This window comes from Neisseria sp. HMSC065C04 (genome assembly GCF_001815375.1).
GTDB lineage: Bacteria > Pseudomonadota > Gammaproteobacteria > Burkholderiales > Neisseriaceae > Neisseria > Neisseria flavescens_D.
The window spans coordinates 196,314-218,179 of sequence record NZ_KV820419.1; the positions used below are offsets into that span (position 1 = coordinate 196,314).

23 protein-coding genes are annotated in these 21,866 nt (G+C 49.4%); 11 read left to right on the plus strand and 12 right to left on the minus strand.

Annotation, left to right across the window (positions count from 1 at the left end):
• Nucleotides 1-37 precede the first annotated feature (37 nt).
• Complete coding sequence (locus tag HMPREF3022_RS07705) at nucleotides 38-1,003, minus strand: tRNA dihydrouridine synthase (RefSeq protein WP_070765399.1); 966 nt, start codon at nucleotides 1,001-1,003, stop codon at nucleotides 38-40.
• An 84-nt stretch (nucleotides 1,004-1,087) separates the two neighbouring features.
• On the opposite strand from HMPREF3022_RS07705, the gene HMPREF3022_RS07710 reads away from it, so the two are divergent.
• Both HMPREF3022_RS07710 and HMPREF3022_RS07715 read left to right on the plus strand, forming a co-directional pair.
• The gene (locus HMPREF3022_RS07710) at nucleotides 1,088-2,662 is read left to right on the plus strand and encodes a glycosyltransferase family 2 protein (RefSeq protein ID WP_070765400.1); all 1,575 of its coding nucleotides are present in this window, start codon (nucleotides 1,088-1,090) and stop codon (nucleotides 2,660-2,662) included.
• A 222-nt stretch (nucleotides 2,663-2,884) separates the two neighbouring features.
• On the plus strand, nucleotides 2,885-4,213 hold the full coding sequence (locus HMPREF3022_RS07715) for an anaerobic C4-dicarboxylate transporter family protein (protein WP_049333380.1): 1,329 nt from the start codon (nucleotides 2,885-2,887) through the stop codon (nucleotides 4,211-4,213).
• 69 nt (nucleotides 4,214-4,282) lie between these two features.
• Here the strand turns inward: HMPREF3022_RS07715 and HMPREF3022_RS07720 are convergent, their stop codons facing one another.
• Nucleotides 4,283-4,708 (minus strand): DUF4124 domain-containing protein, encoded by a 426-nt coding sequence (locus HMPREF3022_RS07720; RefSeq protein ID WP_070625407.1) that lies wholly within the window; start codon nucleotides 4,706-4,708, stop codon nucleotides 4,283-4,285.
• Nucleotides 4,709-4,897: 189 nt separating this feature from the next.
• On the opposite strand from HMPREF3022_RS07720, the gene guaB reads away from it, so the two are divergent.
• Together guaB and waaF are read left to right on the plus strand one after the other, a co-directional pair.
• Nucleotides 4,898-6,361 carry an IMP dehydrogenase gene (gene guaB, locus HMPREF3022_RS07725; RefSeq protein ID WP_003678893.1) on the plus strand — a complete coding sequence of 488 codons (1,464 nt, stop codon included), beginning with the start codon at nucleotides 4,898-4,900 and terminating at the stop codon, nucleotides 6,359-6,361.
• Between the two features lie 284 nt (nucleotides 6,362-6,645).
• Complete coding sequence (gene waaF, locus HMPREF3022_RS07730; protein ID WP_070765401.1) at nucleotides 6,646-7,665, plus strand: lipopolysaccharide heptosyltransferase II; 1,020 nt, start codon at nucleotides 6,646-6,648, stop codon at nucleotides 7,663-7,665.
• A gap of 143 nt (nucleotides 7,666-7,808) precedes the next feature.
• Here waaF and HMPREF3022_RS07735 read toward each other — a convergent pair whose 3' ends face one another.
• The 3 genes from HMPREF3022_RS07735 to rlmJ all read right to left on the minus strand — a co-directional run bounded on the left by HMPREF3022_RS07735 (nucleotide 7,809) and on the right by rlmJ (nucleotide 10,179).
• Nucleotides 7,809-8,783 (minus strand): class 1 fructose-bisphosphatase, encoded by a 975-nt coding sequence (locus HMPREF3022_RS07735; RefSeq protein WP_070765402.1) that lies wholly within the window; start codon nucleotides 8,781-8,783, stop codon nucleotides 7,809-7,811.
• A 67-nt stretch (nucleotides 8,784-8,850) separates the two neighbouring features.
• Entirely contained in the window at nucleotides 8,851-9,204 is a 354-nt protein-coding gene (locus HMPREF3022_RS07740; protein WP_070765403.1) for a hypothetical protein, read from the minus strand.
• A gap of 129 nt (nucleotides 9,205-9,333) precedes the next feature.
• Nucleotides 9,334-10,179, minus strand: coding sequence for a 23S rRNA (adenine(2030)-N(6))-methyltransferase RlmJ (gene rlmJ / locus HMPREF3022_RS07745; protein WP_070765404.1), 846 nt, complete (start codon nucleotides 10,177-10,179; stop codon nucleotides 9,334-9,336).
• Between the two features lie 125 nt (nucleotides 10,180-10,304).
• On the opposite strand from rlmJ, the gene HMPREF3022_RS07750 reads away from it, so the two are divergent.
• Nucleotides 10,305-10,919 carry a riboflavin synthase gene (locus tag HMPREF3022_RS07750; RefSeq protein ID WP_003683409.1) on the plus strand — a complete coding sequence of 205 codons (615 nt, stop codon included), beginning with the start codon at nucleotides 10,305-10,307 and terminating at the stop codon, nucleotides 10,917-10,919.
• Nucleotides 10,920-10,935: 16 nt separating this feature from the next.
• Entirely contained in the window at nucleotides 10,936-11,802 is an 867-nt protein-coding gene (locus HMPREF3022_RS07755) for an ATP-binding protein (RefSeq protein ID WP_070765405.1), read from the plus strand.
• A gap of 65 nt (nucleotides 11,803-11,867) precedes the next feature.
• On the opposite strand, the gene HMPREF3022_RS07760 is transcribed toward HMPREF3022_RS07755, so the two are convergent.
• The gene (locus HMPREF3022_RS07760; protein WP_049336552.1) at nucleotides 11,868-12,296 is read right to left on the minus strand and encodes a Spy/CpxP family protein refolding chaperone; all 429 of its coding nucleotides are present in this window, start codon (nucleotides 12,294-12,296) and stop codon (nucleotides 11,868-11,870) included.
• Between the two features lie 322 nt (nucleotides 12,297-12,618).
• Here HMPREF3022_RS07760 and HMPREF3022_RS07765 point away from each other — a divergent pair, with 322 nt between their 5' ends.
• Together HMPREF3022_RS07765 and rpe are read left to right on the plus strand one after the other, a co-directional pair.
• A complete protein-coding gene (locus HMPREF3022_RS07765) occupies nucleotides 12,619-13,125 on the plus strand; it encodes a hypothetical protein (RefSeq protein ID WP_049333358.1) in 507 nt (168 codons plus the stop codon).
• 49 nt (nucleotides 13,126-13,174) lie between these two features.
• Nucleotides 13,175-13,855: a ribulose-phosphate 3-epimerase gene (rpe, locus tag HMPREF3022_RS07770; protein ID WP_036490579.1), complete on the plus strand. Its 681-nt coding sequence runs from the start codon at nucleotides 13,175-13,177 to the stop codon at nucleotides 13,853-13,855.
• Between the two features lie 104 nt (nucleotides 13,856-13,959).
• On the opposite strand, the gene HMPREF3022_RS07775 is transcribed toward rpe, so the two are convergent.
• Nucleotides 13,960-15,342, minus strand: a complete 1,383-nt coding sequence (locus HMPREF3022_RS07775; RefSeq protein WP_049333356.1) for a phosphomannomutase/phosphoglucomutase — start codon at nucleotides 15,340-15,342, stop codon at nucleotides 13,960-13,962.
• Nucleotides 15,343-15,463: 121 nt separating this feature from the next.
• Nucleotides 15,464-16,306: a KPN_02809 family neutral zinc metallopeptidase gene (locus HMPREF3022_RS07780; protein ID WP_049333354.1), complete on the minus strand. Its 843-nt coding sequence runs from the start codon at nucleotides 16,304-16,306 to the stop codon at nucleotides 15,464-15,466.
• Nucleotides 16,307-16,492: 186 nt separating this feature from the next.
• Between HMPREF3022_RS07780 and HMPREF3022_RS07785 the strand changes: the two genes are divergently transcribed.
• On the plus strand, nucleotides 16,493-16,990 hold the full coding sequence (locus HMPREF3022_RS07785) for a YbhB/YbcL family Raf kinase inhibitor-like protein (protein WP_049333340.1): 498 nt from the start codon (nucleotides 16,493-16,495) through the stop codon (nucleotides 16,988-16,990).
• A gap of 75 nt (nucleotides 16,991-17,065) precedes the next feature.
• Here the strand turns inward: HMPREF3022_RS07785 and HMPREF3022_RS07790 are convergent, their stop codons facing one another.
• The 3 genes from HMPREF3022_RS07790 to HMPREF3022_RS07800 form a co-directional block, all read right to left on the minus strand.
• Nucleotides 17,066-17,575, minus strand: coding sequence for a peptidylprolyl isomerase (locus HMPREF3022_RS07790; protein WP_004519830.1), 510 nt, complete (start codon nucleotides 17,573-17,575; stop codon nucleotides 17,066-17,068).
• Between the two features lie 118 nt (nucleotides 17,576-17,693).
• The gene (locus HMPREF3022_RS07795; protein WP_049333338.1) at nucleotides 17,694-19,109 is read right to left on the minus strand and encodes an SLC13 family permease; all 1,416 of its coding nucleotides are present in this window, start codon (nucleotides 19,107-19,109) and stop codon (nucleotides 17,694-17,696) included.
• Between the two features lie 193 nt (nucleotides 19,110-19,302).
• Complete coding sequence (locus HMPREF3022_RS07800) at nucleotides 19,303-20,475, minus strand: sugar transporter (protein WP_049333336.1); 1,173 nt, start codon at nucleotides 20,473-20,475, stop codon at nucleotides 19,303-19,305.
• Between the two features lie 144 nt (nucleotides 20,476-20,619).
• On the opposite strand from HMPREF3022_RS07800, the gene HMPREF3022_RS07805 reads away from it, so the two are divergent.
• Nucleotides 20,620-20,829, plus strand: coding sequence for a heavy-metal-associated domain-containing protein (locus tag HMPREF3022_RS07805; protein ID WP_004519826.1), 210 nt, complete (start codon nucleotides 20,620-20,622; stop codon nucleotides 20,827-20,829).
• Nucleotides 20,830-21,075: 246 nt separating this feature from the next.
• Here the strand turns inward: HMPREF3022_RS07805 and cueR are convergent, their stop codons facing one another.
• Complete coding sequence (gene cueR, locus HMPREF3022_RS07810) at nucleotides 21,076-21,468, minus strand: Cu(I)-responsive transcriptional regulator (protein WP_070765406.1); 393 nt, start codon at nucleotides 21,466-21,468, stop codon at nucleotides 21,076-21,078.
• Between the two features lie 147 nt (nucleotides 21,469-21,615).
• Here cueR and HMPREF3022_RS07815 point away from each other — a divergent pair, with 147 nt between their 5' ends.
• On the plus strand, nucleotides 21,616-21,825 hold the full coding sequence (locus HMPREF3022_RS07815) for a heavy-metal-associated domain-containing protein (RefSeq protein ID WP_003674677.1): 210 nt from the start codon (nucleotides 21,616-21,618) through the stop codon (nucleotides 21,823-21,825).
• The last annotated feature ends 41 nt before the right edge of the window (nucleotides 21,826-21,866 follow it).

Consider the following 21,866-nt stretch of genomic DNA (forward strand, 5'->3'; position numbering starts at 1 on the left):
ATCAAAGGCCGTCTGAAATTCAGACGGCCTTTTTGAATCATGAATGCATTTCTTGTTCAAACGACAGCAGAATCTGTTTTACTTCATCCGCTTCTTTGACGGCGCGGATGCGGTCAAACAATACCTGCGCCTGTTCAAACTCTTTTTTCATCATGCCCAGCCACTGTTTCAAACGGGCAACCGGATATTTGTTGTTGGCTTCTTTAGCAAGGCATAAGTCGAAGAATTGGACTATCCATGAGGAGACTTCGGCAAAGTCGGTGTCTTTCACTGTTTCGCCGTTTTCATATTGTTTGATTTGCCGCGCCAAGTCGGGACGGATCACCGCGCCGCGCCCGAGCATCACGCTGTCGCAGCCGCTGACGGTTTTAATATCGAGATAGTCTTGAAGGCTGAACACATCGCCGTTGGCGGTAACGGGAATACTGACTGCATCACGGATTTTGCGCACCCATTCCCAATGTGCCGGCGGTTCGTAGCCTTCGACTTTGGTGCGCGCATGGACGGTTAACGCGCATGCGCCGCCATTTTCAATCGCGGAGGCGCATTCCAATGCCAGACTTTTGTCTTCATAACCGAGCCGCATCTTGGCAGTCAGCGGAATGTGTTGCGGCAGGCGCTGGCGCAGGGTGTGGACGATGTGGTAAATCAAGTCCGGCTCTTTGAGCAAGACTGCACCGCCTTTGTGTTTATTGACCGTCGGCGCGGGACAGCCGAAGTTAAGGTCGATTTTGTCCGCACCGAAACGCACGGCTTCCAAAGCATTGACGGCCATGTTTTCCGCATCGCTGCCCAAAAGCTGGACAGTGCAGGGCGTGCCGGCCGGCGTGCGGTTGGCATGGGCGATTTCGGGAACATATTTAAGCCAAGTGGCGCGTGAGTGGACCGTGTGCGTAATGCGGACAAATTCGCTGACGCATTCGTCAAATCCGCCGATACTCGTCAACAGGTCGCGCATCACATCGTCCACCAGCCCCTGCATGGGGGCAAGAATAAGCTGCATGGGTCAGGCCGTCTGAAAAAAAGGAGGACATATTGTAGCGGTATATCGGTTAAAATACAGCTTCCTTTTTCAGACGGCCTTTTTATGATGCACACAATTCCGGCAACCGCCGCCATGTTGGTAAAAAATTCAGAACGTTATCTTTCAGAAGTTTTGAGTGCGCTGAAAGACTTTGACGAAGTCCTGCTGTTGGACAACAGCTCGACCGATCGTACTTTTGAAATTGCCAAGGGATTTTCCAATGTCAGCTATTACAAGCATGACTTTATCGGGTTTGGCCCGATGAAAAATCTGGCGGCCAGACTGGCGCAAAACGATTGGATTTTCAGCATAGACAGCGATGAAGTGGCGGATGAGGCTTTAATCGAATCCATTCGTGCGGCCGTTTTGGAAAATGAGAAGGAGCATATTTTTTCACTTTCCCGTCTGAACCATTACCACGGCAGACTGATTAAAGGCTGCGGCTGGTATCCAGATATTATTCCACGCCTTTATCATCGCAGATTTAGCCGTTTTTCCGACCGTCAGGTGCATGAGTCTTTGGTGTTGCCGCAGGAAGCTAAGGTTAAACAACTCGATGGCCATCTGAAACATTATTCTTTTGAAAACGCCGAAGGGCTGATTCAAAAAATGCAGCAGTATAGCTCGCTGTATGCGGCAGAAAATCGTTTTAAGAAAGACAGTTCGCCGTTTAAGGCTTTGCTGCATGGCGGCGTATCGTTTGTGAAAAATTACCTGCTCAAGCGCGGTTTTGCCTATGGCGCAGACGGCCTGACGATTTCGGTTTCCAACGCACAAGGTTCGTATTACAAATATGTCAAACTCTACGAGCGCAACCGCACGATAACCGTCTCCCTCATCATCACCACCTACAACCGCCCCGATGCTTTGGAGCTGGTGTTGAAATCGGCTTTATCGCAAACCCGTCTGCCGGATGAGATTATTGTCGCGGATGACGGCTCAAGGCAGGAAACTGCCGAAGTGGTTGATTTTATCCGCCGCAGGACAAGTATTCCCGTTAAGCATTCATGGCAGCCGGATAGAGGCTTTCGTGCCGCAGAATCGCGCAACCGTGCGCTGGCGCAGGCGAAAAGCGATTATATTGTGTTGATTGACGGCGATATGGTTTTGGATCCGTCTTTTATCGCCGATCATTTGAAGATTGCCCGCAAAGGCCGTCTGATACAGGGTTCCCGCGTGATTTTGACTGAGGATAAAACGCAGGATATTTTAGACGAAGGCGATTTGCCTGCCTTGTCTATGTTCAGCTCGGGGATAGAAAAACGGCTTTCCGCCCTGCGCTGCCGTTGTTTGGCCAAATTGGCAGGCCGAAAAGGCAACCGCAAACACAAAGGCATCAAAACTTGCAATATGGGCTTTTTCCGCAGCGATGCGCTGGCCGTCAACGGGTTTGACAATAGCTTTGTCGGTTGGGGCAGGGAAGACAGCGAATTTGTCGCCCGTTGCTATCATAACGGGATGAAACGCCATAATTTGAAATTTGCCGGCATTGCGTATCACCTCTGGCACAATGAGGCAGAACGCGATTCCTTGCCGCAAAACGATGCTTTATTGGAGGCAACGTTGTCGGAACGCAAAATCCGCTGTGTCCATGGCGTATCGGATTTTATAAAAGATGAAGAAGTAGCCGGAAAATAACCTTATCATCTTTTTGAATCATAAAGGCCGTCTGAAAATCTTCAGACGGCCTTTTTTGTGTTTTTAAAAACCTAACGGTTAAATGAGAATATTATTTATTTGATGTAAATCAGTATGTATAGTTCGGTAAAGTATGGTTAGGAAAGAGGGTTTGCTCTATAATTTGACCGTTTGTAATTTTATTTCGGTTAATGCCGGATTTTGGGAGTTGTGATGTCAACTATGTTTTTTATCCAGTTTGCCGTTGTGCTGCTGTGTATCCTGATTGGTGCGCAGGTTGGCGGTATTGGTTTGGGCGTGCTCGGCGGCATCGGCTTGGCCGTATTGTCTTTTGGTTTCCATCTTCAGCCGACCAGCCCGCCGATTGATGTGATGCTGATGATTATGGCGGTAGTGTCTGCCGCGGCGGCGATGCAGGCCAGTGGCGGTTTGGACTATATGATTAAGATTGCCACGCGCGTGTTGCACCGCAATCCGAAATACATCACCTTTATCGCGCCGGCGGTAACTTACACCTTTACCGTCTTGGCAGGTACGGGCCATGTGGCTTACTCGGTCTTGCCCGTGATTGCCGAAGTCAGCCGTCGCAATGGCATCCGTCCTTCCCGTCCGCTGACGATGGCGGTTATCGCTTCCCAATTTGCGATTGTTGCCAGCCCGATTGCCGCCGCGGTTGTTGCCTGCGTTACCATGCTTGAGCCGCAACACATCACGATGGCAGACGTGTTGAAAGTAACCGTTCCGTCCACGATTTTGGGTATCGGTTTGGCTTGCGTGTTCGTAAACAAACTGGGCAAAGAATTGAAAGACGATCCGCATTATCAGGCTTTGCTGAAAGACCCGAACTATGTGAAAGAATACATTGATGTGGAGGAACAACAAACCGATGTTGCCATTTCGCCGAAAGCCAAATTGTCGGTCGGTATTTTCTTGACTGCGGCATTGCTGGTGGTTGTGATGGGTGCACTGCCTGAACTGCGTCCTGCTTTTGAACACGATGGCGCGATTAAGCCTATGGGCATGGCGCATACGATTGAAATCGTGATGTTGTCTGCTTCTGCGCTGATTATTTTGGCGTGTAAACCCAATGGCGATGCGATTACCCGAGGTTCGGTATTCCATGCCGGTATGCGTGCCGTGATTGCGGTATTTGGCGTGGCTTGGTTGGGCGATACCTTGATGAACGGCCACTTAACAGAAGTAGAATCGACCGTCAGCCATTTGGTTGAGTCTGCACCATGGACCTTTGCCTTTGCCCTGTTTGTCTTATCGGTATTGGTCAACAGCCAAGGCGCGACAGTGGCGACGCTGTTCCCAATCGCCATCAAACTGGGGATTCCAGCGCCCATCATCATCGGTACATTTGTTGCGGTAAACGGCTATTTCTTCATTCCGAACTACGGTCCGATTATTGCCGCTATCGACTTCGATACAACCGGCTCGACCAAAATCGGCAAATTCATCTTCAACCACAGTTTCATGATTCCGGGCTTGTTGAGCATGGCATTTAGTCTGGCGTTCGGTTTGTTGTTGGTTCAACTGTATTATTGATGGACTGAAAAATGAAGGCCGTCTGAAATTAAATTTCAGACGGCCTTTTTGATATTGTTATTTGGGAGCTTAATTGCAGTATTTATTAACGTCGTTTTGGTATTGCTTAATCAGGCTGTCGCGATTGGCCAAGCGTGCGCTTTCGGCGACTTGGCGGTTGATTTTGGCGATTTTGCAGTTTTCCAGCTTGTTTTGGCGGTTTTGCTCTTCGATTTTTTTATTGCGCTCTTCGATTTGTTTGTTTTGTTCCGCGACCTGTTCGTTGGGCTGCTCGGCAACCGGTTCAGATGCTGCAACAGCAGGCGCAACGGCAGGTTTGACGTTGTGCGTGCGGATGTTGACCACGCCGGAACGCTTCGGTTGCAGACGGTTTGGCGTATCGGAATAGCTGTTGCCCGATGTGCCTTTCCAAGTGTAAACCTCGGCCGCGCCGGTCAGGGCGGCGGAAGAGAGAAGGGCTGCTATCAGACAGGTTTTGAGTACGGAAGATTTCATGGGTTTCCCTTATGTAAATGATGTTCTCATGCGGCTTATTTTACTTGAAACTGCAATGCGTTGGCATATTTTTGTACGCCAAATCAAATCATGTAAAAAAATAACGTTAAAACGTGTATTGCCAATGTTAGCATCAAGCCGGTGTGATATAATGCCGTGCATCTTGCACAAACTGAAAGACCGAGCATCATGCGTATTGTAGAAAAAGCCTATACTTTCGACGACGTTTTGTTGGTTCCAGCGCACTCAAACGTGCTGCCTCGAGATGTCAAACTTCAAACCAAACTCACCCGCGATATCACGCTCAACCTCCCTCTACTTTCTGCTGCAATGGATACCGTTACCGAAGCGCGTCTGGCCATCTCTATGGCTCAAGAAGGCGGCATCGGCATTATCCATAAAAACATGACGCCGGAGTTGCAAGCGCGTGCCGTTTCCAAAGTGAAGCGCCATGAGAGCGGTGTGGTGAAAGATCCCGTTACCGTTGCGCCGACCGCATTGATCCGCGAAGTCTTGGAAATGCGCGCACAACGCAAACGCAAAATGTCCGGTCTGCCTGTTGTTGAAAACGGCAAAGTGGTCGGTATCGTGACCAACCGCGACCTGCGTTTTGAAAACCGTGTCGATCTGCCGGTTTCTGCTATCATGACTCCCCGTGACCGTTTGGTTACCGTTCCTGAAGGTACCAGCATCGATGAAGCCCGCGAAATCATGCATGCGCACAAAGTTGAGCGCGTTTTGGTGTTAAATGACCAAGACGAACTCAAAGGTCTGATTACAGTTAAAGATATTCTGAAAACAACCGAATTCCCTAATGCCAACAAAGATGCCGAAGGCCGCCTGCGCGTCGGTGCCGCGGTGGGTACCGGCGGCGATACCGAAGAGCGCGTCAAAGCATTGGTAGAAGCAGGCGTGGACGTGATTGTGGTTGATACTGCCCACGGTCATAGCCAAGGCGTTATCGATCGCGTGCGCTGGGTAAAAGAAACCTACCCACACATCCAAGTCATCGGCGGCAACATCGCGACTGCTAAAGCTGCTTTGGATTTAGTCGCTGCCGGTGCGGATGCCGTTAAAGTCGGTATCGGCCCGGGCTCGATTTGTACGACCCGTATCGTGGCCGGCGTGGGCGTGCCTCAACTGACTGCGATTCACAATGTTTCCGAAGCCCTGAAAGGTACAGGCGTTCCCCTGATTGCTGACGGAGGTATCCGCTTCTCCGGCGATATTGCCAAAGCTCTGGCAGCAGGTGCATACAGCGTCATGCTGGGCGGTATGTTTGCCGGTACGGAAGAAGCTCCGGGTGAAATCGAACTTTACCAAGGCCGCTCTTACAAGTCTTACCGCGGCATGGGTTCGTTGGGTGCGATGAGCCAAGGCTCTGCCGACCGCTACTTCCAAGACAAAACCGACAGCACAGACAAATATGTTCCTGAAGGCATCGAAGGCCGCGTTCCTTACAAAGGTCCGATCGTGAACATCATCCACCAGCTGACCGGCGGCCTGCGCTCCAGCATGGGTTATTTGGGTTGCGCCAATATTGCTGAAATGCACGAGAAAGCAGAATTTGTGGAAATCACTTCTGCCGGTATGAGCGAATCTCACGTTCACGACGTACAAATCACCAAAGAAGCGCCTAACTACCATCGTTAAACGAGTATAAAAAGGTCGTCTGAAAATATTTCAGACGGCCTTTCTGTTTTTATAAGGTTTTAAAAATGAAGCAAATATTGCTTGCTGCCGTTATGCTTAGTATTTGGGGTGTGGTATTTGCCGAATAATTGGGAAGACAAACGCTTCACGCGCTCGAGCCAGAGTGCATCTGTTGAAATAATATGTATCAACCAGTACGTTCTGATCTAGGCGATTAAACCGAGTTTCAGACGGCCTTTTAAAAATCGTATTACAATAAGCCAAAATTAAAAACACATTCCATTATGTCCAAAAAAATCCTGATTATTACCCCAAGCTGGATTGGGGACTGCGTCATGACCCAACCGCTTTATCGCCGTTTGCATGAGCTGCATCCCGGCTGCACTATTGATGCTTTTGCGCCCAAATGGTCGATGGCCGTATTTGAGCGTATGCCTGAAATCAACCGTGTGATGGAAAACCCGTTTGGACATGGTGCGTTGGAATTGAAAAAACGCTGGCGTATCGGGCATGAATTGGGAAAAGAAGGCTATGATCAAGTGATTGTTTTGCCCGGTTCGCTCAAATCCGCCATTATTGCCTTGGCTACGGGCATCAAGCAGCGTACGGGCTACGTCGGCGAGTCGCGCTATTTTTTACTGAACGATATCCGCAAGTTAGATAAGGTCGCGTTGCCCCTGATGGTTGACCGCTATACTGCGCTGGCGCATCCGACCCAAGCGGATTTTAACGGGCATTCCGATAATCCGTGTTTTAAGATTGATCCCGAAAGCCGTCAAGCCGCTTTGGCAAAACATGGTTTGACGACAGATAAACCGATTTTGGCATTTTGTCCCAGTGCGGAATATGGCCCAGCCAAGCGTTGGCCTGCGCGTCATTTTGCCGAACTCGGCCGCCGATATTTGGCTAAAGGCTGGCAGGTTTGGCTGTTTGGTTCGCAAAAAGATTTTGATATTGCAGATGAAATCAACCGACTTTCAGACGGCCTTTGCACCAATCTTTGTGGCAAAACCAATCTTTCTGAAGCCATTGATTTGTTGTCTTGCGCCGATACGGTTGTGTGCAACGACAGCGGTCTGATGCATCTTGCGGCCGCGCTTGATCGGAAATTGGTTGCGGTTTACGGCTCATCCAGCCCTGACCATACGCCGCCTCTCAGCCAAAAGGCAAAAATCGTCAGCTTGAATTTGGATTGTTCACCTTGTTTCAAACGTGAATGTCCGTTGGGGCATACGGATTGTTTGAACAAGCTGACGCCGGATAGGGTGCAAAAAGCAGCGGAAGAGCTGGCTCGTTCGGCGTAATCTAATAAAGGTTAGATGGAAAACAGTAAAGGACAGATTTGAGTCTGTCTTTTTAATCTTTCGTTTCTTTTATTTTTTAACAAAAGGCCGTCTGAAAATCATATTTCAGACGGCCTTTTTTGGTTTGAAATCAATACATCTGATTATTTTTGATGCAGATTATAAACGTATTCTACTTCTTCGCGGCTGCCCATGGATACGGCAACACGTTGGTGCAGGCCGGTAGGTTGAATGTCGAGCATGGCTTCGATGGCGTTGTTTGATGCACCGCCGGCTTGTTCCATAATCAGGCTCATCGGGTTGGCTTCGTACATCAGGCGCAGTTTGCCCGGTTTGGATGGGTCGCGTTTGTCTTGCGGATACATGAATACGCCGCCGCGCATCAGGATGCGGTGGATTTCGGCAACCATGCTGGCTACCCAGCGCATATTGTAGTTTTTGCCGCGTACGCCGGTTTCGCCTGCCAGCAATTCGTCAATGTATTGTTGAACAGGGGCGAACCAATGTCTTTGGTTGGACATATTGATGGCAAATTCTTTAGTAGATTCTGGAACGCGCGGATTTTCTTTGGTCAGCAGGAATTGGTTGGCATCGTCCAGAGTGAAGACGAACACGCCGTGACCGACAGTCAGTACCAGTTGGGTTTGAGGACCGTATAAAACATAACCTGCGGCCACTTGGTCGCGGCCTTTTTGCAGGAAGGATTCGGTAGTCAATGCGCCTTCAGGTTTCGCCAAGATGGAGAAGATGGTGCCGACGGAGATGTTGACGTCGATATTGGAAGAGCCGTCCAACGGGTCAAACAATACCAAATAGCCGCCGTTTTCGTGTGTGGCGACATAGGTGTCTTCTTCTTCGCTGGCAAGGCCTGCGATGTTGGCATTGGCTTTTAAAACATCAATCATGATGTTGTTGGCAATGACGTCAAGTTTCTTTTGGTCTTCGCCTTGGATGTTGCCGGTACCTGCCATGCCCAAAACGCCGGAAAGCGCGCCGAGGCGGACTTTGGCGTTGATGTCCAAACAGGCGGCGGCTACGGATTCCAGTACGCTGGCCAGCTCTTGCGGCAGTTTGTGTTCGGGCAGGTGTTGGGCTAAGAATTGGTTCAGTGTCTTCATGGTTTCACTCTTTTCCTAAGTTTGAATCGAATATTTTTCAATTTCAGGCCGTCTGAAAACGGCGTGTTCATTTGGTTTTGCTCTCGGCCATGCCTAAAACTTCTTTAGTGCAGGCGATGCTGGTGTCTTTGATGCGTTTTTTCAGCTCGTCGCTCATGGAGTCGCTGCCGCCCAAAAGCGATGTCGCTTCTTCAGGATTGATTTGGTCGACTGTTTTTTCGCCGATGCAGCGGCAGATTTTTTCAGTGGTCGCGGAATCAAACGGGCTTTTTCCGGAGGCTTTTTCCACGCAGGCTTCGGTTGCCGAGCGGACAAATTCGGTGCGGAAACTTTGGGTAAATTCTTCTTTAAATTCGTTTTTTGCTGATTCGCTGCACGCGCAAAGCAGGAGCGTGCAGGCTAGGGGTGTGCGTATATTCATGAGTGGACGGCCGTTAATTGTTATGTTGTGAATTGTAGTGGAAAAAGGCTTAAGTATAAAGGGTTAAGGCCGTCTGAACGGGTATGGCGGCAAAATCGAAGCGCTTGGTATGCGTTCAGACGGCAGCGCTTATTTCGTTTTGCTTTCCAATACATAATGCGCGCCGGCATTTTGCGCCAAAATTTTGGCAAGTTCGGGCAGATTGTTTTGCAACTGTTCGGCAAGCATATAGGGCGGGTTGATGACGAACATGCCGCTGCCGTGCATACCGAAGCCGTCGCTGCGCGGCGTATGGACATGAAGCTCGGCGTGCAGATAATTGTCGGGAGCGATTTTTTTGAGTTCGTCCGGAAGTTTGCGGCTTTCTTCGCGGCTCAAGCAGGGATACCAAACCATGTAGCAGCCGGTTTCAAAGCGTTTTAAAGCATCTTTCAAGACTTGGACGACACGGCGGTAGTCTTGTTTTTCTTCGTAGGGCGGATCAATCAAGACGGCGGCGCGGCGCGGCGGAGGAGGCAGAAGTGAAATCAAACCTTGATAACCGTCCGCTTGGCTGACCTGCACTTTACGCGCAGGGCGAACTTCGCGCATATTGTTTTGTAAATGGACAAAATCGGCAGGGTGCAGCTCAAAGAGGCGCATTTTGTCGCTGTCGCGCGTGAGCGCCTGTGCTAGCCAAGGCGAGCCGCAGTAAAGGTTGTCTTGCGGCAGTATTTGTTTCAGACGGCCCACAAATTCGGCCAATTCGGCAGGCAGCTTGTCAGCTTGTTCCAAGAGCACAAAGCCTTGTTTGTATTCGCCGACTTTTTGCGCTTCATCGCCGCTCAAATCATACAAACCGGCACCGCTGTGCGTATCGATATACCAATAGGGCTTGTCTTTGCGGTTGAAATATTCGAGGACGAGGAAGAGGGTAAAGTGCTTGAGCATATCGGCATGGTTGCCGGCATGGAAGGCGTGGCGGTAGCTGAGCATGATCGGGCTGCGGAAATAAAAATTCGATTATACCCCAAACCATCGCCATCACCGCTTTCAGACGGCCTTTGTGCCTGGAAAATGCTACAATATCCGCCTTATCGTACCATCGGAAAGAAGACATCATGTTTACAGGCATCGTACAAGGTATGGGCAAAATTACAGACATCGCCCAACCTTCGCCCGACTTTCGTACCCACACAGTTGAGCTGCCCCCCGAAATCGCCGACAATCTGCAAACCGGCGCCTCTGTCGCCAACAATGGTTGCTGCCTGACCATTACCCGAATCGACGGCAACAAAGTCAGCTTTGATTTGATGGACGAGACCTTACGTAAAACCAATCTCGGCAGCTTGAAAGTCGGCGACAGTGTCAATTTGGAACGCGCGGCGCGGTTTGGCGACGAAATCGGCGGTCATGTGATGAGCGGCCATGTGATGGCGGTTACCCGAATTTCCCGTATCGAATCCAGCGAGTTCAACCGTACCGTTTGGTTTGAGCTGCCGGAAAATCTAAAGCCCTATATCCTAACCAAAGGCTTTGTCGGTTTGGACGGTTGCAGCCTGACCATAGGCGAGGTCAGCGACAGCGAATTTTGCGTACACCTGATTCCGGAGACTTTGGAGCGTACCCTGTTTGGCAGCCGCAAAGAAGGCGACCTCATCAATATTGAAATCGATCCGCAAACCCAAGCCGTTGTCGATACCGTGATGCGAGTATTGGCACAAAAGGCCGTCTGAAAAAAAGAAAGCCAAAATGAAATTATCCAATTTTTTGAAAAAAGCTAATTCCGTTTTAAACCGGCTGGATTTAATCCTGCCTGACGAAGCCGGTAAAACCGACTGGCGCGCTTTGGCCTACCGTTGGCACAGCGTGGGAAAAAAAGGCATTTTGGAAAGCCTGCCGCGTCCGCATACGTTTCCTTTGAGTAGATTGGCGGCAGTCGGTTCGCAAACCGACAGGCTGAAACGTAATACCGAGCAATTTTTGGCAGGCCGTCCGGCAAATAATGTCTTGATGACCGGCGCGCGCGGTACGGGTAAATCCTCCTTGGTTAAAGCGTTGTTGCACGAATACGCCGAGCGCAGCCTGCGACTGATTGAGGTGGATAAAAGCGATTTAATCAGCTTGCCGGCTTTGTTGACGCTGTTGTCCGAACGTCCCGAGAAATTTATCGTTTTCTGCGATGATTTGTCGTTTGAAACCGGCGATGAAACCTATAAAGCCTTGAAAACTGCTTTAGACGGTGGACTGTCGCAACGTTGCACCAATGTTTTGGTTTATGCCACTTCCAACCGACGTCATTTAATTCCCGAATACATGGATGAAAACGGCGGTACTACGGGCACTCGCGGTGAAATTCATCAGAAAGAAGCCGTCGAGGAGAAAATCTCCCTTTCCGACCGCTTCGGCTTATGGCTGAGTTTTTATCCTTTCGACCAAAATGATTATCTGACCGCTGTTGCCAACTGGTTGGAAGATTTCAATGTTCCTTTTGACGATACGGTACGCCAAGCCGCGTTGCAATGGGCGCAAATGCGCGGCAGCCGTTCGGGCCGCTCGGCATGGCAGTTTGCCTGCGACTGGGCAGGCCGGTTGCCGGAAGAAAGAGTGCTGGATTAAGGCTGAAAAAGTAAAGGCCGTCTGAATATGGTTTCAGACGGCCTTCTTGTATTTTTATTTATCCATCAACGTAAGCATGAAGACAACCATTGCTGGCGTTGGCGCGGATTTAGCAGATGATAGAGGCGGTATTGGATTTCCATTTCATCCACCGCATAGTCCATGCTGGAGAGGTAGCGGTTTTCAACATAATCGCGGGCGGCGTTTGAGTCGAATGAATCACCGGAAAGGATTTTGATGATGGTTTGACGGCGGTTGCGGTCGGAGCGTACAGTTTTGCGGTAGGCTTTATCGTTGATTTGTTTGAAGTCGGTACGCAGGCGGCGCAGGGCGGCGTGTTGGTCGGCGGATAAATTAAGCTGTCGGATGTCGCAATTCGGGTGGAAGTCGTCCAAAGTGGCCAGAAACGGACCGGCGTGTGCAGGAAGGCTGGAACAGAGTAGGGCGAGTGCTAAGAAAATAAAAGTCGGATAGCGGGAAAGTGCAACAGACACGGTGTTTTCCTAATGTTTCATCAGGTTTGGAAATATAACCGATAAGCGTGTGAAAGGCAGTATCAATGCAGTTAACTTTTGTTAATGATGTTAGATTTTTTTGAATGTGTATGTAATCTAATAATTTATTTTCAAAGCCTTACTATGTGATTATAAGTTTCATTAATGTATATGAAATGTAAATTCACAAAAATGACGGCAGAGACGTTGTCGGCGGCATACAACATAGGGTTAAAAATGCGATAATGACATCAGCTTTACTACAACAGAATAATGAAGTTCCATTAAAACTAAAATTCCCAGTAAAAAGTGAGATTAAGTAATGTTAAAGCAAAGTTATTTGTTTAATATGTATGAGAAATTGCAATGGTGTTCTGATATTGAGCTTGGGATATCTAACTTTTTCCCTATGACATTAGATATGAATCTTGAAAATAGAAAATATTTATTTCAGGTCGGTATTGAGTTTGTTTATAGAGCTATAAAGTGTGGTTTATTAGAGTCATTAATTGATTTAGACTTTCCTTCTGGGGAATTGAACTCTTTGGAACATGAGTTTTCGATTATTGCTAATATAGAACTTACATCATTTGCCGATAATAATGAAATGTCATGCCAAGAAAGAGATATTTGGACAACAGAAATGTTAGAGGGCACTGATAAATTAAAATCTATTTGCCAGGATTGTTGTTTAATCGGATATGAAGAGTTTGATGAGAATGATCATAGGTGGGAGATTTTTGTTCAGAAAATAGAAAAAATATTTTCTGAACAAAATTTGCCTTGGAATTTAGAACAGCCTTTGTTTCCAGTAAAATATAAAAGATAGTTAAATTTCTAGGTATATGACAAAAGGAACACACTTTAGGAGAATAAACATGACCGACTACCGTATTGCACCCAGTATTTTGTCTGCCGATTTTGCCCGCTTGGGCGAAGAGGTTGCCGAAGTTATCCGCGCCGGTGCGGATTTGATTCATTTTGATGTGATGGACAATCATTATGTGCCGAATCTGACTTTCGGCCCTATGGTTTGCGCGGCTTTGAAACCGTATGCAACCGTGCCGGTCGATGTGCATTTGATGGTTGAGCCGGTGGACGATTTGATTCATGCGTTTGCCAAAGCCGGTGCCAATATCATTACCTTTCATCCGGAAGCCAGCCGCCACATCGACCGCAGCTTGGGTTTGATTAAAGAATACGGCTGTCAGGCAGGTTTAGTATTGAATCCTGCTACGCCGGTCAATATTCTGGAAAACGTTTTGGACAAACTGGATATGGTGTTGCTGATGTCGGTCAACCCTGGCTTTGGCGGACAAAGCTTTATCCCGAATACGCTGGTGAAAATCCGCAAAGTGCGCGAGATGTTGGACGAGTATGAACGGCAAAGCGGCCGCCATATCGCCTTGGAAGTCGATGGCGGCGTGAAGACAGACAATATTGCTGAAATTGCGGCGGCAGGTGCGGATACGTTTGTGGCCGGTTCGGCGATTTTTGGCAAACCGGATTACAAAGCCGTTATCGATGAAATGCGTCAACAGTTGGCGCAAGTCGGATAACTAAGCCGGGATATTCTTGGTTTCCAAACTTTAAATAATCAATGTTTAATATAAAAGGCCGTCTGAAATGATTTTCAGACGGCCTTTTGTTTTAGCCTAAACCCTTACAGCGGCCATTTCAATGCAGGATTGCTTTCAATGACTGCTTTGAATTGGTTTTGAATACGCTCAATCGCTTCTTGCGTATCCGCTTCAAAACGCAATACCAAAATCGGTGTGGTATTGGAAGCACGCATCAGGCCGAAGCCGTCAGGGAATTCAACGCGCAAGCCGTCGATGGTGATGATTTCGGTCGCACCTTCAAACTTGGTATTGGCAGCCAGCTCTTCAATCACTTTGTGGCCGTTGCTACCTTCCGGCAGGTCGATGTTGAGTTCCGGAGTGGAAATGCTTTGTGGCAGGCTGTTCAACACTTCGGACGGATTGTCGAAGGCAGACAGGATTTCCAAGAGGCGTGCGCCGGCATACATACCGTCGTCGAAGCCGTACCAGCGTTCTTTAAAGAAAACGTGACCACTCATTTCGCCGGCAACCAGTGCGCCGGTTTTTTTCATGGTAGACTTGATGAAGCTGTGGCCGGTTTTTTCCATCACAGGTTCGCCGCTGTGTTCTTTAATCCAAGGCGCGAGCAGACGGGTGGATTTGACGTCGAAAATCACTTTGGCTTTAGGATTGCGGCTCAACACGTCTTGCGCGAAAAGCATCAGTTGGCGGTCTGGATAGATGATGTTGCCGTCTTTGGTGACCACACCCAAGCGGTCGGCATCGCCGTCAAATGCCAAGCCGATTTCGGCATCGCCGTTTTTGAGTTCGACGATGAGGTCTTGCAGGTTTTTCGGTTTGGAAGGATCAGGGTGGTGATTAGGGAAATTGCCGTCTACTTCGCAGAAAAGTTCGGTCACTTCGTTGCCCAAACCTTTGTAGAGTTTGCCTGCAAATGCGCCGCCGACACCGTTGCCCGCGTCAATCACGATTTTCATCGGGCGTTTGAGCTTGATGTGGCCGACGATGTTGTTGTGGTATTCGCCGGAGATGTCTTTTTCGGTTACGCTGCCTTGTTTGTCGGCGGCAACAAAACCGTCTTTCTCAACGACGGCTAAAAGTTCTTGAATGGCTTCGCCTGCGAGCGTGTCGCCGCCGAGCATCATTTTGAAACCGTTGTAATCGGGCGGATTGTGGCTGCCGGTAATCATCACGCCGCTGCCGCCGCATTCGTTGATGGCTGCGAAGTAAAGCATAGGAGTGGCAACCATGCCGACGTTGAGGACATCGATGCCGCTGTCTGTAAAACCGCGTTGAATTTGTGCCATCAGGCCGGGTCCGCTCAAACGGCCGTCGCGACCGAGTGCGATGCGGGTAATGCCTTTTTCGGAGGCTTTGGTAGCAATAGCTTTACCGATTAAGTAGGCAGCTTCGTCGGTCAGGGTTTTACCGACGATGCCCCGGATGTCGTAGGCTTTGAAAATGTCGCGGGCGATATTTGCCATGTGGATTTCCTTTAAATTTAAGGGGAAATAATGGGGCTTATTCTAACACGGCTAAAAGGCCGTCTGAAGAATTCAGACGGCCTTTTGTCGTTACATCAAAGAACAGTGTTGCTTGGACGAATCAATTGTTGAAAGTGTTGCACTGGTTGATGTCGCCGCTTTCCAAGCCGCGCTTGAGCCAAGTCATGCGTTCTTCGGACGAGCCATGGGTAAAGCTGTCGGGAACGACATAGCCCTGAGCCTGTTTCTGCAAGCGGTCGTCGCCGACAGATTCAGCGGCCAGCATCGCTTTTTGAATGTCTTCTGCTTTGAAGATATTGTTGTTGACGGCGTAGTGCCCCCAAATACCGGCGAAACAGTCGGCCTGCAATTCGAGTTTGACGGAAAGGGCATTGGCCTCTTTTTTGCCGACTTGTTGTTGCATTTTGTGGACTTTAGGCAGGATGCCGAGCAGGTTTTGAACGTGATGGCCGACTTCGTGGGCAATAACGTAGGCAAATGCAGCATCGCTGGCGGATTTGAGCTTGGTGCGCATGTCTTCATAGAAGCTCAAATCCAAATAAACTTTTTGGTCGCCCGGACAGTAAAACGGACCCATGGCAGATTGGCCCGTACCGCAGGCGGTGGACGTACCGCCTTCATACAACACCATGGTTGCCGGTGTATAGCGTTGGCCGTGTTGTTGGAAATATTTGCTCCATGCTTTTTCCGTATCGGCAAGGACAACGCGGGACAGTTCGTTCAATTCGGCTTCTTGTTGGCTGTCGAGTCGGGAGGCTTGCTGGGTAGGGATGCCCATCGAAGATGAGCCGCCAACCAAACCGCTCAAATCTACGCCGTAATATGCACCAACCAAAACCACGATAATGCCGAGTATGCCCGGCGTTTTGCCGCCACCGCCGCCGCCACGGCTTCCGCGGCGATCTTCTACGTTTTGGCTTTGTTCACGACCTTTCCAATCCATAATGCGTATCCTGTGTAGTTTTCATGCGGCGGATTATACTATGGAATGTCAAATGTGTTTGATCGAATTGTGAATATTGCTTGAGGCCGTCTGAAAATGCGACATCGGGAAAGTGAAAACGGCAGTATCTTTCAGACGGCCTTGGTGTTTGTTAGAATGAACAAACCTACTATTGGGAGATATAAGATGAAAATCAGCAGTAAAGCTATTGTCAACGGCGAATTTGAAGATAAATACGGCAAGCGCGGCAGCCAGTTCAGCCCAAGCGGTATGCCTTCTTATTCGATTCCTTTTGAGATCGAAGATGCACCTGAAGGAACAAAATCGTTTGCCGTTGTGTTGGAAGACAAAGATGCCATTTCAGCATCGGGTTTCGTATGGACGCATTGGTTGATTTCGGATTTGAAACGCACTTCCGTGGCAGAAAATGAGAGTATTTCTGCAACAGATTTTACGCAGGGTGCGAACACTTGGGCGAGCGCGTTGGGTAAATTTGAAATCGAAGAGGCCTCGTTTTACGGCGGTATGGCACCACCGAACAACCGCCATCGTTATGAACTGATTGTGTACGCGCTGGATACTGTTTTGGATTTGCCGCGCGGTTTCCGCTTTAATGAGCTGCATTTTGCCATGCAGGGCCATGTATTGGATTCGGCATGCGTGGTCGGTACTTATAATGTGTGACGGTATGCGTCATTATTGAAAACAGCCTGTCCGGTTTTAATTCGGACAGGCTGTTTTTATGGGAAATCAAATCAATTAAACCACTTCGGCTTTAGTGATGATGACAGGTTCGCTCGGTACGTCGTCGTGGTAGCCGTGGCGTTTGGTAGAAACGCCTTCGATGGCATCGACCACGTCAAAACCGTCAACGACTTTACCGAATACGGCATAGCCCCAGTCTTGGACTACGGTTTTGCCGTACAGCTCTTTAGAACGGAAGTTCAGGAAGGCGTTGTCGGCAGTGTTGATGAAGAATTGCGCGCTGGCAGAATGAGGATCGGAAGTACGCGCCATGGCGATGGTGTATTTTTCGTTAGGCAAACCGTTGGACGCTTCGTTTTGAATCGGATCGCGGGTTTCTTTTTCGTTCATGTTTTCATCCATGCCGCCGCCTTGAATCATAAAGCCTTTGATGACGCGGTGGAAGATTACGCCGTCGTAGAAGCCGTCTTTAACGTATTGCTCGAAGTTTTTAGCAGTAACGGGGGCTTTGTCGAAATCGAGTTCGATTTTGATGTCGCCTTTGTTGGTGTGCAGGATAATCATGGGTTTCCTTTCGTTAGAATCCGGTTTTGAATCATTCGTTAAATTGTGTCTGAACGACAAACTTCAAGGCCGTCTGAAAAATATTCTTTCAGACGGCCTTGTTGTTTAGGTTGATGGTTTACATCAGTACAGCATAAGCCCACAGAGCAACCAATACCACGCAGAGGATGTTCAGCAATAAGCCGACATTCATCATTTCGCGTTGCTTGATTAAGCCTGTACCGAACACAATTGCGTTAGGTGGTGTGGCAACCGGCAACATGAAGGCACAAGATGCACCGACACCGATGACGAATACCAAGACTTGTTCAGGCAGACCCATTTGCGCGGCAATGCTGGCGAAAATAGGCACAAGCAGGGCGGCGGAAGCCGTGTTACTGGTGAACTCGGTCAGGAAGATGATGAAGGTGGCAACAACGAAAATCACTAGTAATGCAGGAGAATGGGAGAACGTGGAGGCAACTTGCTGACCCAGTGCTTCAGATGCGCCGGAAGATTGCAGCAATGCGCTCAAGCTGATACCGCCACCGAAGAGCATCAATACACCCCAGTCGGTATTGCGGGCAACTTCTTTCCATTGCGCCACGCCGAATACGACGACGGCAACGGCGGCAATCAGGGCAATAACGGTATCAGGGTTGGAAATACCGAATGCGGCTTTGATTTTGGAGCTGAATACCCAAGCGATGGCGGCAGCCAAGAAGATTAACAGCGCGATAACGCGGTGCAAGGTCCAAGGGATAGATTCGGCTTTGACTTCCACGCGCTCGTTCAAATTAGGTTTGAGGATGACATACATGGAGAACAGCATCAGCGGCAGAATCAACAGCATCATCGGCAGGCCGAGCTTCATCCAGCCGACGAAGTCCAAGTTCAGCGCTTTGGCGGCAATCATGTTCGGCGGAGAACCGACCACGGTACCCAAGCCGCCGATACTGGCGCAGTAGGCGATGCCGAGCAGGACGAAAACGTAGGTTTTGCGTTCTTTTTCTTGATCGAGGTGGCTCATCATGCCCATTGCCAAAGGCAGCATCATCGCGGCAGTCGCAGTGTTACTGATCCACATAGACAGGAAGGCGGTAACGGCAAACAGCATCAACACGGCCACTTTCATATTGCCGCGGGACAGGCGCAACAGGCTGACGGCAATTTTACGGTCGAGACGTTGCATGTGCAGGGCGGTTGCAAGCGCGAAGCCGCCGAAGAAAATATAAATCGTCGGGTCGGAGAAACCTGCCATCGCTTTTTTGATGTCCATATCCGGGAAGCCGAGTACAACGGCAAGGATAGGGATCATCAGTGCGGTAACGGTAATGTGTACGGCTTCGGTAAACCAAAGTGCCGCAACAAAAATCAACAGCGCGATACCTTTGTTGGCGTCGGGGCTGTAAGGAAGGATGTAATAAATGCCGAAGCAGACAACAGCAGAGATAATGGTCGTCAGCAGTCCTTTAAAGTCGGTAATCGGCTTCTGTGCACTGAGAAGCTCGACGTTTTCCGGATGCTGAGTTTTGTCCTTTGCGTGCAGATCCATAGAATGTTCCTCTGAAATTTGCTGGTTTTTCTTTTACGCTTGTGCCGGCCGTTTTCAGACGACCTGACAGCGACAGTATATTTGTAATTTAATGTAGTGTAAATAAATTGTAAATTATTTTTTAAAATAAAATAAAAAACGGACAAACAGCAGGAAGGCTGTTTGTCCATTCGATTAGGAAAGTGATTGGATTTTAAATGTTTTGTGTTGGGTTGCCTTGTGCTTTAACCAGCAGGCTGCACACGGCCAAAGCGGCCGCAGCCAAGAGCGCGCCTGCAATGCCGATATTGGAAAGACCGAACCAGACGGTTACATAATGTCCCAAAAGCGCACCGCCGCCGATACCGACATTGTACAAACCTGAATAAATCGAGTTGGCCACATCTGTTGCATCCGAGGCAAATGCCAAGACTTTCGACACCATGCCCAAGCTGACGATGACGATGGCCACGCCCCAAATAAACACCAGCGCATATACTGCATACGGGAAAGAGGCAAGCGGCAGAAGCAGTAGGGCGGAAAGCAGAATGACCGCCACCGCACCAAGCATAAACAAACGTTGCGCTTTGGCAAACCATTTGCCAAACAGATAAGAAGCGGCAAATCCTGCCAAACCGTACAGGCTCAAAACGATGGTAACTTGTTCTGCCTTAAATCCGCCAACTTGCAACACAAAAGGCTCGATATAGCTGTATGCCGTGAAGTGTGCCGTAATAATCAACACCGTCATGGCATAAAGCAACATCAGATTACGGCGTTTGAACAAACTCGGCAGGCTGCTTAAAGAGCCGGTATTTTGGCTGGGTAAAGCAGGCAGATTTTTGGCCAACACCAGCATTACGCCGGCAGCGCAGACCCCGATCAGCAGGAAGCTGAGCTGCCAGCCGAAGTATTGCCCGACCACGCGCCCCAGCGGAATACCCAAAACCATCGCCAAAACCGAACCCGTACTGAGCAAGCCCAGAGCCTGATTGGTTTTGCCGGCGGGGGCAAGCCGTACCGCCAAAGAAGCCGTAATCGACCAAAAGATCGCGTGTGTCAGCGCAATCCCGACACGGCTGACCAAGAGGATGGTGAAGTTCCAAGAAAAGAACGACAGCGCGTGAAACAGCGCGAACAGTGCAAACAGCATCAGCAATAATTTGCGCCGTTCGATGTTTTTCGTCATCAGCATCAGCGGTAGCGATAGGAGCGCAACAATCCACGCATACACCGTGATCATCATGCCCACTTCCGTTGCCGGTTTGCCAAAGCTTTGGCCGATGTCGCTCAAAAGCGCAATCGGAATGAATTCGGTGGTATTGAAAATAAACGCTCCCACCGCCAGCGCGCATACACTAACCCATTGTTTCAATGTTGAAGTCATTATTATGTCCGTTTGATGAAGTAAGGGACGTTATTATACGCCTATCTGCATTTTTCAGACGGCCCTAATGAAGAATTTGCAAGCTGTTTATGTAAGGAGTAAAGTATTTGGCAACCATATTTGTTTGAATGAAAGGAAATACAAATGCAAACTGTTACCCTCAACATCGATGGCATGACCTGTGGCGGCTGTGTTAAAAGCGTAACCCGTCTTTTGGAAGGCGTAGAAGGCGTGGAAAAAGCAGAAGTCAGCTTGGAAAACAAAAATGCAGTGATTACTTTTGATGAAAGCAAGACAGATACCGATGCGCTGATTGATGCCGTAGAAGATGGCGGCTACGATGTGGCTTTGTAACCGATAAGCGTATTTTGAAAAGGCCATCTGAAACGCTTCAGACGGCCTCTGTCTCTCGATAACTTACTTTTTGCCATTATTTGGATTACACCGCCACACGGGTAAACAAAAGTTTTCGCGCATATCTGAAGCAAAGCGGCGGCAAGTGGCTGCCGTATTACGACGAGGCCTGTACCAAACCGTTAGTGGCCGACTAAGGCTACCTGAAACTTTTCAGGTAGCCTGTTTCTATTCTGCCCAAGCCGCCTAACGATCCTCCAGTCCGGCCAAAATCGCACAATCCGGGCAGTCGTCTCCCGCGCAGGCATCGTGCCAACGTTGCAGCTCGGCCACCATGCCCTGCAAGCGTTCGATTTTGGCTTCCAGCTCGGCGATGTGCCGCGCGGTGAGCGTTTTCACTTCGCGGCTGGTACGCTGCGGGTTGTGTTGCAGGCTCAAAAGCTGCCCGATCTGCGGCAGCGAAAAGCCCACTTCCCGCGCATGGCGGATAAAGCACAGCCGGACAAGGTCGGCCTGTCCGTAGCGGCGGTAGCCCGCTTCGCTGCGCGCGGCCGGGGCGATTAGGCCGTGCTTTTCGTAGTCGCGGATTTGTTTGGCGGAAAGGCCGCTCTCGGTCGCGGCCTGGCTGATGTTCATCATGATGCTTGACCTTTACTTCGGGTAAAGCTTTATAGTGGTGGCACTTAGCGGGAAAGCAAGAGCAGACCCATCATTTCAGGTTACCTGAAAGCTTTGGCTGCAACGGGCTTTAAAACCTCAGCCTCATTCCAACAGAAAGGAAACCCTATGCAAACCATCACATTAAACATCGAAGGCATGACCTGCGGCGGCTGCGTGAAAAGCGTTACCAGCATCCTCGAAGGCGTAAACGGCGTGGACAAGGCCGAAGTGAGCCTGGAAAACAAGAATGCCGTCGTGGAATTCGACCCCGCCCAAACCAACCCCGCCGCGCTGATAGAAGCGGTGGAAGACGGCGGCTTTGATGCGGCTTTGTAAATCGAATCGCAACAAATCGACTGCAACACCCCAAAGGCTAC

Coding starts and splice junctions, on each gene's coding strand:
- HMPREF3022_RS07705 (WP_070765399.1), bottom strand. CDS start 1,003: ATGCAGCTTATTCTTGCCCCCATGCAGGGGCTGGTGGACGATGTGATG.
- HMPREF3022_RS07710 (WP_070765400.1), top strand. CDS start 1,088: ATGATGCACACAATTCCGGCAACCGCCGCCATGTTGGTAAAAAATTCA.
- HMPREF3022_RS07715 (WP_049333380.1), top strand. CDS start 2,885: ATGTTTTTTATCCAGTTTGCCGTTGTGCTGCTGTGTATCCTGATTGGT.
- HMPREF3022_RS07720 (WP_070625407.1), bottom strand. CDS start 4,708: ATGAAATCTTCCGTACTCAAAACCTGTCTGATAGCAGCCCTTCTCTCT.
- guaB (WP_003678893.1), top strand. CDS start 4,898: ATGCGTATTGTAGAAAAAGCCTATACTTTCGACGACGTTTTGTTGGTT.
- waaF (WP_070765401.1), top strand. CDS start 6,646: ATGTCCAAAAAAATCCTGATTATTACCCCAAGCTGGATTGGGGACTGC.
- HMPREF3022_RS07735 (WP_070765402.1), bottom strand. CDS start 8,783: ATGAAGACACTGAACCAATTCTTAGCCCAACACCTGCCCGAACACAAA.
- HMPREF3022_RS07740 (WP_070765403.1), bottom strand. CDS start 9,204: ATGAATATACGCACACCCCTAGCCTGCACGCTCCTGCTTTGCGCGTGC.
- rlmJ (WP_070765404.1), bottom strand. CDS start 10,179: ATGCTCAGCTACCGCCACGCCTTCCATGCCGGCAACCATGCCGATATG.
- HMPREF3022_RS07750 (WP_003683409.1), top strand. CDS start 10,305: ATGTTTACAGGCATCGTACAAGGTATGGGCAAAATTACAGACATCGCC.
- HMPREF3022_RS07755 (WP_070765405.1), top strand. CDS start 10,936: ATGAAATTATCCAATTTTTTGAAAAAAGCTAATTCCGTTTTAAACCGG.
- HMPREF3022_RS07765 (WP_049333358.1), top strand. CDS start 12,619: ATGTTAAAGCAAAGTTATTTGTTTAATATGTATGAGAAATTGCAATGG.
- rpe (WP_036490579.1), top strand. CDS start 13,175: ATGACCGACTACCGTATTGCACCCAGTATTTTGTCTGCCGATTTTGCC.
- HMPREF3022_RS07775 (WP_049333356.1), bottom strand. CDS start 15,342: ATGGCAAATATCGCCCGCGACATTTTCAAAGCCTACGACATCCGGGGC.
- HMPREF3022_RS07780 (WP_049333354.1), bottom strand. CDS start 16,306: ATGGATTGGAAAGGTCGTGAACAAAGCCAAAACGTAGAAGATCGCCGC.
- HMPREF3022_RS07785 (WP_049333340.1), top strand. CDS start 16,493: ATGAAAATCAGCAGTAAAGCTATTGTCAACGGCGAATTTGAAGATAAA.
- HMPREF3022_RS07790 (WP_004519830.1), bottom strand. CDS start 17,575: ATGATTATCCTGCACACCAACAAAGGCGACATCAAAATCGAACTCGAT.
- HMPREF3022_RS07795 (WP_049333338.1), bottom strand. CDS start 19,109: ATGGATCTGCACGCAAAGGACAAAACTCAGCATCCGGAAAACGTCGAG.
- HMPREF3022_RS07800 (WP_049333336.1), bottom strand. CDS start 20,475: ATGACTTCAACATTGAAACAATGGGTTAGTGTATGCGCGCTGGCGGTG.
- HMPREF3022_RS07805 (WP_004519826.1), top strand. CDS start 20,620: ATGCAAACTGTTACCCTCAACATCGATGGCATGACCTGTGGCGGCTGT.
- cueR (WP_070765406.1), bottom strand. CDS start 21,468: ATGATGAACATCAGCCAGGCCGCGACCGAGAGCGGCCTTTCCGCCAAA.
- HMPREF3022_RS07815 (WP_003674677.1), top strand. CDS start 21,616: ATGCAAACCATCACATTAAACATCGAAGGCATGACCTGCGGCGGCTGC.